The organism is Binatus sp. (SeqCode) (assembly GCF_050013435.1).
GTDB lineage: Bacteria > Desulfobacterota > Binatia > Binatales > Binataceae > Binatus.
On the sequence record NZ_JBEKFG010000013.1, the window covers coordinates 1 to 12,970 of the forward strand.

Annotated in this window: 14 protein-coding genes; 7 read left to right on the top strand and 7 right to left on the bottom strand. The window is 60.5% G+C overall.

All coding sequences use genetic code 11. The features are described from left to right. Positions 1 to 1,539, bottom strand: a 1,539-nt coding sequence (gene glgX, locus ABSB13_RS04280) for a glycogen debranching protein GlgX (protein WP_428105764.1), incomplete at its 3' end; no start/stop codon positions are given. A gap of 608 nt (positions 1,540 to 2,147) precedes the next feature. On the opposite strand from glgX, the gene ABSB13_RS04285 reads away from it, so the two are divergent. Further along, positions 2,148 to 2,972: an ImmA/IrrE family metallo-endopeptidase gene (locus ABSB13_RS04285; RefSeq protein ID WP_428105765.1), complete on the top strand. Its 825-nt coding sequence runs from the start codon at positions 2,148 to 2,150 to the stop codon at positions 2,970 to 2,972. 88 nt (positions 2,973 to 3,060) lie between these two features. Here the strand turns inward: ABSB13_RS04285 and ABSB13_RS04290 are convergent, their stop codons facing one another. The 5 genes from ABSB13_RS04290 to ABSB13_RS04310 form a co-directional block, all read right to left on the bottom strand. Beyond that, complete coding sequence (locus tag ABSB13_RS04290) at positions 3,061 to 3,513, bottom strand: C2 domain-containing protein (protein WP_428105766.1); 453 nt, start codon at positions 3,511 to 3,513, stop codon at positions 3,061 to 3,063. A gap of 176 nt (positions 3,514 to 3,689) precedes the next feature. Beyond that, positions 3,690 to 4,220 (bottom strand): hypothetical protein, encoded by a 531-nt coding sequence (locus ABSB13_RS04295; RefSeq protein WP_428105768.1) that lies wholly within the window; start codon positions 4,218 to 4,220, stop codon positions 3,690 to 3,692. A 20-nt stretch (positions 4,221 to 4,240) separates the two neighbouring features. Then, the gene (locus tag ABSB13_RS04300) at positions 4,241 to 4,765 is read right to left on the bottom strand and encodes a hypothetical protein (RefSeq protein ID WP_428105769.1); all 525 of its coding nucleotides are present in this window, start codon (positions 4,763 to 4,765) and stop codon (positions 4,241 to 4,243) included. Between the two features lie 415 nt (positions 4,766 to 5,180). After that, positions 5,181 to 6,170: an arsenosugar biosynthesis radical SAM (seleno)protein ArsS gene (gene arsS / locus ABSB13_RS04305; protein WP_428105771.1), complete on the bottom strand. Its 990-nt coding sequence runs from the start codon at positions 6,168 to 6,170 to the stop codon at positions 5,181 to 5,183. A gap of 143 nt (positions 6,171 to 6,313) precedes the next feature. Then, complete coding sequence (locus ABSB13_RS04310) at positions 6,314 to 6,610, bottom strand: hypothetical protein (RefSeq protein WP_428105773.1); 297 nt, start codon at positions 6,608 to 6,610, stop codon at positions 6,314 to 6,316. Between the two features lie 149 nt (positions 6,611 to 6,759). Here ABSB13_RS04310 and ABSB13_RS04315 point away from each other — a divergent pair, with 149 nt between their 5' ends. The 5 genes from ABSB13_RS04315 to dapB all read left to right on the top strand — a co-directional run bounded on the left by ABSB13_RS04315 (position 6,760) and on the right by dapB (position 10,156). After that, positions 6,760 to 7,173, top strand: a complete 414-nt coding sequence (locus ABSB13_RS04315; RefSeq protein ID WP_428105775.1) for a GFA family protein — start codon at positions 6,760 to 6,762, stop codon at positions 7,171 to 7,173. 10 nt (positions 7,174 to 7,183) lie between these two features. Then, positions 7,184 to 7,804: a DUF1054 family protein gene (locus ABSB13_RS04320; RefSeq protein WP_428105776.1), complete on the top strand. Its 621-nt coding sequence runs from the start codon at positions 7,184 to 7,186 to the stop codon at positions 7,802 to 7,804. Positions 7,805 to 8,612: 808 nt separating this feature from the next. Further along, positions 8,613 to 8,891, top strand: a complete 279-nt coding sequence (locus ABSB13_RS04325; protein WP_428105778.1) for a hypothetical protein — start codon at positions 8,613 to 8,615, stop codon at positions 8,889 to 8,891. Positions 8,892 to 9,034: 143 nt separating this feature from the next. Continuing rightward, positions 9,035 to 9,301, top strand: coding sequence for a hypothetical protein (locus ABSB13_RS04330; protein ID WP_428105780.1), 267 nt, complete (start codon positions 9,035 to 9,037; stop codon positions 9,299 to 9,301). Positions 9,302 to 9,358: 57 nt separating this feature from the next. Beyond that, on the top strand, positions 9,359 to 10,156 hold the full coding sequence (dapB, locus tag ABSB13_RS04335) for a 4-hydroxy-tetrahydrodipicolinate reductase (RefSeq protein ID WP_428105781.1): 798 nt from the start codon (positions 9,359 to 9,361) through the stop codon (positions 10,154 to 10,156). Between the two features lie 8 nt (positions 10,157 to 10,164). On the opposite strand, the gene ABSB13_RS04340 is transcribed toward dapB, so the two are convergent. Continuing rightward, positions 10,165 to 11,205 (bottom strand): hypothetical protein, encoded by a 1,041-nt coding sequence (locus ABSB13_RS04340; protein WP_428105782.1) that lies wholly within the window; start codon positions 11,203 to 11,205, stop codon positions 10,165 to 10,167. A 197-nt stretch (positions 11,206 to 11,402) separates the two neighbouring features. Between ABSB13_RS04340 and ABSB13_RS04345 the strand changes: the two genes are divergently transcribed. Beyond that, positions 11,403 to 12,794: a hypothetical protein gene (locus ABSB13_RS04345; RefSeq protein WP_428105784.1), complete on the top strand. Its 1,392-nt coding sequence runs from the start codon at positions 11,403 to 11,405 to the stop codon at positions 12,792 to 12,794. The last annotated feature ends 176 nt before the right edge of the window (positions 12,795 to 12,970 follow it).

Below are 12,970 nucleotides of genomic sequence, written 5' to 3' on the forward strand. Positions count from 1 at the left end.
AAGCGCACGAATTGCGGGATCCTCGCTCGGTCCTTCGACGCCGCAATTCCACGACCGATTCTGACTGTCGCCGTCGCGGCTATCCTCGCCGTTCGCCTCGTTGTGCTTTTCGTTGTACGAAACGAGGTCGGCGAGCGTGAAGCCGTCGTGCGCGGTGACAAAGTTGATGCTGGCGAGCGGCGTGCGGCCGCCGGCGCGGTACAGATCCGAACTGCCGGTGACGCGCGATGCAAACTCGCCCATCGAATAGCCCGCGCCGCGCCAGAAATCGCGCACGCTGTCGCGGTATCTGGCATTCCATTCCTTCCAGTTGACCGGAAACCCGGCGACCCGGTAGCCGCCATCGCCGACATCCCACGGCTCCGCGATCAACTTGGCGGTCGAGATCACCGGGTCCTGCGCAATCGCCGCAAAAAACGGGCTGCTGGCAGCGAATTCGCCGCGCGGTCCGCGCGCAAGCGTGGTCGCAAGGTCGAAACGGAATCCGTCCACGTGCATCTCGAGTATCCAGTAGCGCAGGCTGTCCATGACCATTTGCAGAACCCGCGAATGTGTCAGGTCCAGTGAGTTCCCGGTGCCGGTGTAATCCTCGCATCGGCCGCTGCCGTCGGTGCGCAGCCGATAGTAAGTCGCGTTGTCGATTCCGCGAAAACAAATCGTCGGTCCGCACTCATTGCCCTCGCCGGAATGGTTGTAAACGACGTCGAGGATCACCTCGATTCCCGCGCGGTGCAATGCCTTCACCATCGCCTTGAATTCCGTGACGCAACCGCCGGGCGCACCGCCGGATGCGAAGCGGATGTCCGGCGCGAAATAGCCAATCGAATTGTATCCCCAATAGTTAGTCAGGCCGGTTTTGAATAGCCGGTGTTCGGGGGCGGCCTGATGCACCGGCATTAATTCAACCGCGTTCACGCCGAGCGAGGTCAGGTGCCGGATAACCGCCGGCGACGCGAGCGCCGCAAATTTGCCTCGAATCCGGTGCGGCACTTCGGGATGCAGCGCGGTCATCCCCTTCACGTGCGCCTCGTAGATGATGAGATCCTCCCACGCAATTGCGGGCTTGCGATCGCCATCCCAGTCGTGCGCCGAATCGACCACCACGCACTTGGGCATTGCGGGCGCGCTATTGCGCAGATCCAGACGAGGCGCAGCGTCCACGGCGGTCGCGCGATAGCCGAGCATCGAATCGTGCCATTGAGGCGTGCGATCGAGCATCCGCGCATACGGATCGAGCAACAGCTTGGCGGAGTTGAAGCGATGTCCCGCCGGGGGATCGTAGGGACCGCTGACGCGATAGCCATAACGCTGCCCGGCCCGAACGCCGCGAACATATACGTGCCAGATGTGTTCGGTGCGCTCGACCATCGGGATTCGCGCGATCTCGGCGTTACCACCGACCGCAGAGCCGCCAAACAGGCACAGCGTCGCGCCAGTCGCGTACTCGGAAAATATCGAAAAGTTCACACCCGCACCGTCGCAGGTCGCGCCAAGCGGATAAGGCGTGCCGGGCAGAATTTCAAATTTGGTTTTCGACATTTTGAAAATGACACTAATGGCAAGCCGTACCGATGATCGCAACCGTTGCGGTATTTCGCAGCGGCGAGACGGGCCTGGGCATGCCAACCAATATCAAGACTGCTCTAGATTCATGATGGAGGGCTTGACTTATTGTAAACAATGTTAAACAGTACAGCCCGCGACAGCGTCGGGTATAGCGATATCGCGCTGCGAAGCTCGAGCGCAGCGATGCGAGAGAATCTGCTGACCTCGTTGGCGCCGGATTGGACCCTGGCGCCGTCGAAGTCCGCCTACGCATCGCACCCGACGCGTGTCGGCGCCATCGCGGTCAGCTGGGCCTTTTGGACACATCTGACTGCTCACGGCGTCAGGTAATTGACTCAAAAGCGCACTTGCAAAGTTGCAGCCGTGCACCTCCACACTATGATTAGTACGCGATCTGGTTGCACTACCTATAGGTAGTCTGGCACACGATTTGCTCTTTTTGGCCCGATATAAATGAGTTTTGAAAAGCACCGCGGGTCCTTAAGAATAAACTTCCTGTCACGCCAGTTAGGCTGGAAGTTCGATTTCGTGGTCGTTTTATGAGTGCAGCCCTGATCTCATCGTCAACCACGGCGGAACGAATGCCGTCGCGAGAACCTGCGGCGCTGGAGACTCGTGAAGTTGACCATCTCGTTTCCAGGCTGCTCGCCGAGATCAACGTTCCGTTCGACTCGATCGGGACCCGGGTCCTCAATCAGCTTTCTGATCTTAAAAAGGTTCTCTCCGCCGACTACGCGGACGTGCCCGCGCTTCCATCCAAGCCTCTGCTCCAGGAGTTGGCGAAAATAGTCGAGAACGACATCAAGCGATACACCTCGGCTTACGCCGGCCTGGCGGATCTTGGCAGCCCGCAATTGCTCGGTTACCTGGGCAAATTGTTCGGTCCGCGCGAAGTCGAACTGCGGGCAGAACCATATCGCACCGGCGCCGGACTGGCGCTGCGCGGATTTTACTGCCGTGCGATGCTTGGCACCAAAAGCAAGTTCGTGATCTTCGTCAACACCGCGCATCATCCCGGCGCGGTCGCCGCGACACTCGGCCATGAACTCGGCCACTACATCTACGGCTCGTTGGTCGGAGAGCGGGCAGCCCACACAGCCTTCATGGAAGGCGCGTTCGCCAATCATCTGCTCGAAGAGGATGAACTGTTTGCCGACAGTCTGGTCGCGCTCGCAGCCTACAGCCCGGAATTGATCAAAAAGATTGGTGGCCTTGCGCAACTCAGGCCGGGTTTCTCCGACGATCTATTCAACCGGATAAAGTCCGCCTACGAGTTGATCGGTCCGCGTTATGGCCTCGATCTCAGCACGGGCAAGATGGCGGCGGCGTGGCGCGTCCGCTACCTCACCTCGATGGCTCACTTCTTCAAGCTGCGCTGCGCGCTCTACAAGTCGGCCGGAGTCTGACCTTCACGAAAAGGGGACAAGGCGGCCGCTCGTCGAAGTCAGACGGGCGGCATCGCTTTATCTGCCACCCCATAATTTACCTCGCCGCTCATTTCGCCGGCGAGGGCGCCGGCTCCGCAACCAGGCGCGCCGCCATCGGATGCGACTCGTGGCGAATCAGAATGTCCAACCAGTACTTGTCGGCCATCGCGGCTGCGACCTTGTCCGCCATATCAGGCGTCGGCTCCAATCGGACCTTGTCGAACTCCTGGTCGCCAACCTTCACCTTCACGTAGGGATTCGCCGTGTTTTTCTGAACTCTCCCGAACGCTCGATCGCCCAGCCGGACGTATAGTTGCCCGTCGATAACGACCAGCCACAGATTCGACCAGTGCTCGCCCTCCTCGGGCCCGATCGTCATTATCTGGAGCGTGCTCTGGTCGCGGAATGCATTCGGATCCCATCCGGGAACGGGGTTGTCCGCGGCGCAAGCCGCACCGATCAGCGCGATCCAGAAAACCGCCGACGCCACGACCAGGTTAATGCTCGTTTTGATCTTCATCAGCTTGCACCCTCAGCCTGTGGGCGAGAAGCGTTAACCGGCTTCACCGGCGCGACCCTCCACATACCACGCAATCGGGATCGTCACCAAGCTCCGGCCAGCGGACGGTTTGCCAATGTCGTCGAACGCCGGCAGTGCTCTGATTATGTGAACCTGCGACTTGCAGATGGTTCGCCTTACCGCGCTTCTGACTTGGCTGTTTGAAGGCCCAGAAGGTGCCAAGCATCTCGAAACTTTTCCATCCAGCCTAATGGGTAAGGATTCGTTCCACTTTTTCCAAAGACTCGCGTGTAGTCAGGAAGAAGCCGGCGCATCACAGTGTCCTTGTGTTTCTGGCCCTTGGCTCCTAGCGTAGCCAACCACTTTTGGTGTGACCGCTGCAAAGCTTCCGCGACGATTGTGCTGGGCATCACGAAAACCTTCGGGCGATCTTCAGTCGATTTGCCGAAGTCCACGAAGCAATAGAAAAGGCGCGTTCCTCTGAAGCCTTCATGCTTTGACTTCATGTGCCACCCGCCATCTGATCCGATGTCTCGACGGGTCTTTACCTGAATCGAGCAAAGCCGTTGTCCTTCAACATCTGTCACAACGATGTCGGCAGTCGGTACGCCCGCCGGGGCTAGAGCAGCTACATACTCGCGGCGAAGGAGTTCCGACATCACAAAATGCTCGCCTGCGGCTCCTAAAAGTGCGGTCTGTGACGCCATGTCATCGCTCCTTGCATCGGCTAAACAGATTCTCGCCAGTACAGAATCTCCAAATGAACTCGAAGATCGAGACCAGAATCCTGCGCGTACCTGAGTGCGAATTCCTGATATTGCCGACTCGCGTCAGGGCATAGATATTTTACGCCGTCAAACCGTGGCAGCGAGTGACCAGATTTCTTCGCGTCTTGCCGTAGCTGTTCGGCAACTAGACCGTCCAAGGCGACCTCAAGAAATGGACCAATACGTTCTAATCGGTAATGACTATGCAAAACGCGATTGAAGAATGCCTCGCACAAAAAGATGTTGAGCGCTTTTCGTGCTGCTCCCCAGCTTCCGGTCTTCTGTATGAGTAATTCGGTCTGGCGATTCAACTCTGTTTGAAAACCACTCTCGCCTGGTGCCTCCGCGAATCGCTCTATTTCCATTTCAGCGAGAAATTCGCGGGTCTTCTTTATTATCCCCTTTGCGCCCTGATTTCTGAGAGCGCTTGAAGTTATCGAGCCTTTCGCGATGCGTCGTTGGAAGTCTTTATACGTCACCGCCATTTCAATCCCTCCTTTTATCATGGCGCGATCGATCCTCGACATAAAACGCCATCTAAATCACCACCAAGTAACCTCCAGCCAACGGTTTACCAAGGTTCCAATCGCAGGAGCGGATCCATACACTGCCGCTCGCGAACCGACGGCCTCATCGACCACGTTTGCCAGGGCCAGCCGCGTCGTCAGCCGCGATGAGTCTGCGGGACTGCAATCTCGCCGCCCGCCGATGCGCAAATCGCGATGCGCCGTCAGCCATACACGCGTCTTCCCCCTTACCCTTCTAACAGGGACGAAGTCCCGCATCTTCACTTTTCACTTTTCACTGGGTGCAGGGGTCACCCCTGCCCAAGGAGGTGCGGAACCCACGGCGGGTTCCGCATTCATCGCGTTGAAAAGAATCGCACTGACGCCCGCCGCCTCATGCGATCGCGCCGCCGCAGCTCGATCCCGCGCCCGCCGTGCATCCGAAGCAATGCGACCCGGTCGCGATGCGCGCGCCTGCAAGTTTGCCGACATCGTTATCGTTGAGGTCCCAGATCGTCGATGCCGCACCGTCAGCGAGCGGAATTTCCAGCATCTGATTGAAATCGCAGTCGTAGAGCCGCCCGTCCCATCCGACGCTCACGAGGCTGCGGCACATCAGCCCATCCACGGTCGCGGGGTTGAAGTGATTCACCAGCAAGCTCATGTACGCTGAGTGAATCCCGGCAGTTCTCAACTGGTTGGCGAAGCGGGCGATCGGCATGTTGGTGATGGTCAGCAGGGAATCGAAAACGATTCCGAAATTGCGCGCGAGTTCGTCCCGGTATTGCGCTTCAAGCCCGGCCTGCGGCGGCGGCAGCGACGCTCCCACCGGGTTGTACACGAGATCCAGCCGCAGCTCGCCGCTCCCGAATCCGACCGCATTGAGTTGATTCAACGCCGCGATGCTCTTGTCAAAGACTCCCGCGCCGCGCTGACGATCGGTGTTCTCCGCCGTGTAGCATGGGAGCGAGCAAACCAGCTCGACAGCCGACCGCCGGTAGAAATCCACCAGCCATTCCATCCCGGGTTCCTGCGTCACCGTCAGATTGCATCGCACGATCACCTTGCGGCCAAGCGCACGCGCCCGTTCCACAATCATCGCGAAGTTCGGGTTCAGCTCCGGCGCGCCGCCGGTGATGTCCAGGGTTGCGACGCGCGGACTCGCCGCGAGCACTTCGATCACTCGCGCCGCCGTCGCCCGCGTCATCTGTTCGGTACGCCGCGGGCCCGCATCGACGTGACAGTGATGGCACGCCTGGTTGCACAGCTTGCCGACATTCACCTGGATGGTCGCGGGCGATTTACGGCTGAGCGCGCGAATTCCATCGCGCGCCAGCGTAGCGTCGAAGTCCGGACTGGAGAGTGACTCGGATCTCGCGGCCATCGAAGCATTCTAACACGCGCGTCACGCGATCGTCACCGGGATAGCCGTGGCGTCCGCAGACCGCGAACCCATCACTCAAAAAAAGCAGGAGACCGGAAGGCCGGCCTCCTGCGATACGGGAAGATCAACTGCTCGCGACATTTCTAGTTGTGATGTTTTTGGATCTTTTCCGCGCGATGCATGAAGTTGTACGGGTGATCTTTGAATTCCTTGCGTATGTACGGATGGGTTTTCAGATACTCGTGGAGGGCCGGATGCTGGTCCACCCACGCCTGATTGTCGATCAGTGTCGGATCTTTCTCGAGAGCCCGCGCAACGTTAGGATGCGAATCAAAGAACGCGTAGTCCGCGTTCGCTGCTCCGCCTCCGCCCATCATGGGCTGCGCCATCACGGGACCCGCCATCGCAAAGGTCAGTACCGCTGCCGATAATATCGTCATTCCTCGCTTCATCTTCATGGGCCTCCGCCCGCTAGGTTAATACGACTCTGGTCGTATCTGGTTTCAATCCCCGTTGGGTATTATAGCAGAAGCGATTTGCATGCCATGCCACTGGCGGTGCCTGTTTTTCTGGAATCCAAGGAGCGTTCATGAGCAAAAAACCAAACGAACGAACCTACCGCGGCGGATGCCATTGCGGTCGCATCCGCTTCGAAGTGAAGGGCAAGCTCGAGCGCGTCTCGGAGTGCAACTGCTCGATCTGCACGAAGAAGGGCTACCTCCATTGGATCGTTGAGCGGGCCGCGTTCCGGCTGATCACGCCGCCCGATAACATCGCGGCTTACACCTTCAACACGAAAGTCGCCAAGCATCTCTTCTGCCCGAATTGCGGCGTCGCATCGTTCTATATTCCGCGCTCCGATCCCGACGGCATCGACGTCAATGTGCGATGCCTCGAGGGTGTGAACTTGAGCCGGCTCGAGTGCGACCATTTCGACGGACGCAGCTGGGAGCAGAGCATCGCGGGGCACAAGGGACTCGAGCGCGGGCGGGCCGCAAAGTGAGGCCGCGCTGATGGCGACGCTGGGGTTTTTGCGCCGCGATTTTGAGGTGTTCGCGATCGAGGGTTTCAGCGCTCGCATGACGAAGATCTACGAGCACATCAGGCCCCGGCTGGTCCGGCTGGGGATCGAACTGGCGCCGGAACTGTCGCGGAAACTGCACGTGGAGTTTTTTCCGCACGTCGCCAAGCATATGCGGCGCACGGTGAATCCTCCCGATGAGACGTGGGTGGCATTCGGACCGTCGGCGAGGGGATACAAGCGCTACGCATATCTGGCACTATGCATCTCCGGCGCGGGCATCCACGCGCGCGCGATCGTGAAATCCGAGGCCGACAAGCGCCCCGAGATGGCGCGGCTCGTCAAGTCGAAGTCGGCTGAGCTGGGGAAAGCATTTCGCGGCGCCAGGATCCAGCAGTACCAGAAGTGGGACGGCAGGACATTGCCGGACTCGAGCGCGGCCGGCGCGGACTTCTTCGACGGACTCGGGGATGCGCTCGCGAAGAAAACCGGCGGCATCGACGTCGGCTTCGGATGGCCGGTGCGCGACGCGCTGAAGGTCGATCGCGCGGAAGTACTCGACGCGTATCGCGAGCTCGAGCCGCTCTACCGGGTGATCCGCTCGGTCGTGTGATCGCGCTTCGATGCGTGCGGCAGGGGTGACCCCTGCACCCAGTGTTCAGGCCGCCCGCCGTTGTCGCGCGCGGCCACTGCCGTCGGCGCGATTCTGACTCATCGATCAGAGCTGGAAACAGCAAATTCTACCACCTGTAGTGGTTTTGGGACGGCTCTGCGCTAGGGCTAGCTTTGTTCCGTCAAAAATAATTTCAGCTGCGAGCCGGGGTCGCCGGATTTCGGGCGAGGCGGGCGAGTACGGGACATCCTGGCGGTTGACCATAGCGTACACATAGCACGCCAAATCCGACGGGGTCAGGCTGAACTAGGACACCCAGAACGAAGGAAGAATCGCCTGCGCGGCGGGCGGCAGGGGCTGACCCCTGCACCCAGTGTCCATCGCGAAATCCCGCGGACGGTCTTTCGCTCTCAGGGTCGAGAGGGAAAGATGCGTCGCGCATATTTTCCGATTCACATTGGCCCGTCGTGCCAACGGCCAGGGGCTGCGGGGGTGAGCCCTGCACCCGGTGAATAGAAAAGATGCGGCCTGACGGCCGGTTAGAACTTTTTTGTGTCATCCTGAGCGCAGCGAAGGAACCCGGATCCGGGATTCTTCGCTTCGCAGACTCCGCTCTGAATGACACGGGCGGCCTCTGCCAAAGGCTTAATACTGCGCTGCCGTCGCCACGGGCAGTGCCGGCGAAGCGCGGCCTCTATGAAGCGTCGGCGTCGCAGATCGGGTATGGTCGGTCGAGGATATGGTCGGGATCGTGGATGAATGGGATGCCATTGAGAAGGTGGAGAATCGCCAAGGGAGGGTAAACAAGATGAACGAAAAACAGCTGTTCAGCGTTCTTGTTCGCGCGGTGGGTATCATCGTTTTCCTTGAGGGGCTGCGGACGTTTTGGCTCGTTTTCGTACAATGGGCATTGCCACCCATTAACATTCCCGGCTGGGGGCTAGCACTCGCGGTTCCGACCCTGAGTTATGGGCTATTCACCGTCGTGCTCGGCTCAACAATGATTCGATGGCCCGGTTGGCTCGTACATCTCGCCTGGCTGGAAAGACTGCCAACTATTGGCAGAATGCCAGACGACGAGAGCTAATTATTTCGCAGTTTCAAACTGACGCACGCGCCCGCCAATTCACGGCCTCTATGAAGCGGGGGCGGCAAACACTATTGTAGATGAATTGCTCAGCCGCGAATTTCCGCGCCTGCGTCGGGAAAGCGGCCTCCAAGAAGGGATTCATGGCGAACAAAGGAAAATGCAAAGCGAAAGATTGCGCGCGTGAGGCGGTCGGCAGGGGCTACTGCCGGCAGCATTTTCGGCTCTGGAAAGCCGGTGAGATGCCCAAGGCGCGCTACAAAACCTGCACCTTCGAGAAATGCCGCAAGCATCGCCACGGCACCAGCAGCCTGTGCGACGAACACTTCAAGGCCAAGCACGGCAAGCCGGCAGAAGCAGCGGCTGCGCCTGCGGCCGAAGCGGCGCCCGCCGCGGCTGCGGCATCCTGACGCCGCGACGGCGGCTTGCGCCTCCCCGCCCGCGTCACGCGGGCAAAGTGAACTGCTATGGCTAATCTAATCGTGGCTGGAGCAGCGGGCCGGATGGGCCGGCTGCTGATCGCGCTGGCGTCGCGCGATCCGGCGCACAAAATCGCCGGCGCGATCGAAGCGCGCGGCAACCGCGCGATCGGATCCGACGCGGGCGAGCTGGCGGGCGTCGGCGCGCTCGGCGTGAAAATCACCGACGACTACGCGTCGCTGGTGCGGCCCGATACCGTCACGCTGGACTTCACGACGGCCGCCGCCTCGATGGAGCATCTCGAAGCCGCGTCGAAAGCCGGCGCCGCGATCGTAATCGGCTCGACCGGCTTCACCCCCGAAATGGAAAAGCGCGCGCGCGAACTGGCGGGCAAGACGCGCACCGTGATCGCACCCAACATGAGTATCGGGGTCAACGTGCTCGCCAAGATCGTCGCCGAAGTCGCCGCGATCCTGCCCGACTTCGACGCGGAAATTATCGAGATTCATCATCGCACCAAAATCGACGCGCCCAGCGGCACTGCGCTATCGCTGGGCAAGGCGATCGCATCGGCGCGCGGCGTGGATTTCGCTACCAACGCGGTGTTCGGCCGCGAAGGAAACACCGGGGTGCGGCCCGCCGGCAAGATCGCGGTGCTCGCGATACGCGCGGGCGATGCGATCGGCGATCACACGGTGATTTTCGGCGGGGATGGCGAGCGCCTCGAGCTGATTCATCGCGCGCAGAGCCGCGACTCGCTCGCGCGCGGCGCGATTCGTGCGGCCGGCTGGCTGATAGATCGCAAGCCGGGGCTCTACACGATGCGCGACGTGCTCGGAATTTAGCCGGACCCTTAAAGATGTGTCGGATGACCGCCGGGCGCGCGGGTGGGCGGCGCGGGCGGCAGATCGCCCATCTCGGCGCCCTCGTGATCGAGCATCGCCCACCGCTCGACCAGCTTGACGCCAAGTCCACGATGGCCGCGGATGAAGTACATCGCCATCGCGATCAGCGCGAGGATATTTCCCGCGACGATCTTCCACCATCCGAGGACTTCGAGCGCCGACTGATCGATCAACGAAACAAATCCGACAAAGAAAACCTCGAAGACCGCGAGCAGTAGCAGCGCAGCGAGCACCATGAACGGTTCCGATTCCGACGACGCAAGCAACGTCGCCAGCGCCATTCCGAACATGATGAACGCGAAGAAATGCAGAATCGAGTAGCCGAGCACCAGCGGCAACGTCACCTGAATGCCGTCGGTCACGTTCGCGTTGCCAAATACCATCGCGCCGAGAATCGCCGGGGTGTGAAACAAATTGCCCGAGGCGAGGTCGTAGCCCATGAACCAGATGGCGACGACGATCGCGCCCACCAGTCCGGCCATCAGGCCTTCGCGCGCGACCGCGATCCAGCCACCGAGCAGATGGCGCGCAAGCGCAGGATGGCGCCACAGGAAATATGAAAGCATCGCGGCCGTGGCGAGCAGATTGCCGACGATGATGCCCCACCAGGTCAGCTCCGCCGCGACATTGGGGCCGAGGAACAGAACCACCGCGATGAAGAAAACTTCGAATGCGACGAAAAAAATCGCCAGCGAAAAAACCAGCGACGACTCGGCCTCGCAGGCTTCGAGCAGCAATCCTCCAGTGATGCCGAACGCGATGAATGCGCCGAAGTGGAGCAGCGAGTATTCCAGCGCCAGCAGCTTCAGCCCGTGATGAAGGTCGTGAGCATGCGAGCCGTGCAGAAGCGTCGCCGCGAGCAAAGCCGGCGTTTCAAGCGCGTGGCCACGAATTACGTCGAAGATTAGAAACCAGACGGCAACAACAATCGCGCCGATGATTCCCGCGACCGCCCCATCGATGATGATCCGCGCCCTCGAATGTGCCATCTTCCTCCGTCACGCGCGCGGGCGATTCACGCCGGGATGAACTCGCCCATTAGCAATGCACAAGGTCTCTATTAGCATTATTAACGTCAAGCTCCGCAAGCAGCAAGCATCGCGAACCCGTTTCGGGGATTTTTTCCGCTCGTCGCGGACTTAGCCCGGCGGCCGGCGGCAGGATAATATGAAACGGTTTTCGCGCCATGGCCGACAGACTTGAAACAACCGAGCGAGCTGAAGCCTCGCACGCGGCGCCGGCATCGGCTCCCAAAGCCGCGCGGGAGGCTGATCATCACGCGTATCTGAATCATCCCGACCTGCTCCGGATCGGCCGCACACCGATCCATTTTTTTGCGGTCGCGGTGGCGTTCTTCGCGGTTGGCGTTGCCGCGATGCCATTGGTAATCACGGACGTGGCCGGGTTTTTCTATCAAATGACGCCGCTGGCGCTGGTGCATACGTTCACGCTCGGGTGGATCACGGCGGCAATGATGGGCGTGATGTATCGCTACGTTCCGGCGCTCACGCACCATCCGGTTCCATACCCGCGCATGGCGTTGGTGCAACTCGCGATCTACGTGATCGGCGTTTCGGGGATGATCGCGCATTTCGAGATCGGAATCTGGCTTGGACTGTGGCTCGCGGCGATCGCGGTGGTGATAAGCGTTGCGATGTTCGCCGCTGAGATCATCCCGTGTCTGTGGGCGCAGGTCGGACGCGGCGTTGCGGAAACGGGAATGTTCATGGGCGTGTGCTTCCTGGTGCTCGCGGCCGCAATCGGACTCACGCTCGGCCTCGACAAGACTTACGATTTCCTTCCCGGCAGCGTGCTGACGAATCTTTCCAGTCACGTACATTTCGCCGCGCTCGGATGGGTAACGCTGACCATCTGCGCGGTGTCCTACCGGATGCTGCCCGCGTTTTTGCTGCCGAAGATCGAACTCCCCGCGGCCGCGATCTGGCAACTCTACGCGCTGACGATCGGAATCATCGGACTCGGAGTGACCCTGCTGAGCGGGGTCGCCGGGGTGACTCTATGGAGCAGCGTGATCGCGGCGTCGCTGCTCGCGTACATCTTCACCATCGGAAGGCTGGTGCTCACGCGGCGGATGCCGCTGGATTGGACGTCGCGTCATGCGATCTGCGGAGTCTCGTGGCTGGTGATTGCGATCGCGATGGGTCTCACGCTCACTGTCACCGGCGCCGACGGCGAATACGGCAGCCGCATCGCGTCGGCTTACGGCGTGATGGGTCTGCTCGGATGGATTTCGAATTTCATCATCGGAATGTCGTATCAGCTCTTTCCGGGATTCGTTGCACGTGCGCGGACCGGGCTTGGATGGCCGGCGGTTACGATCGCGGAACTATCGATTCGGCGGACGCGGCCGTTGGTATTCATCGCGTACAACCTCGGGGTCGCGATGGTTGCCGGCGGGCTGCTGGCCGGGTCAGTCGATCTCGCGGTGGCAGGCTCGGTATGCATCGCGGCCGGCGGAATCGTGTACTCGGCGGTGACGCTTTGGACGCTCAGCTTCGCCTACCGGGCGGCGATGCCGGCCGCGGCGCGAACGGATTTGCGCATCCTTCCCTCGTAGCTGCGCCTTCATAGCCGCGATTCCCAAGCGCAGGCCCGGTACTCATCCGACGCATCTTTGAAAAAACAAGACCTCCGCGTTGCGGAGGTCTAAATTGGGCGGATGCGTCCTTAAGGTCGCCCAGCCTTCACCGCTCGGACGCTTAAGTTTTATTACGGATTGCGACCGAACCGGTA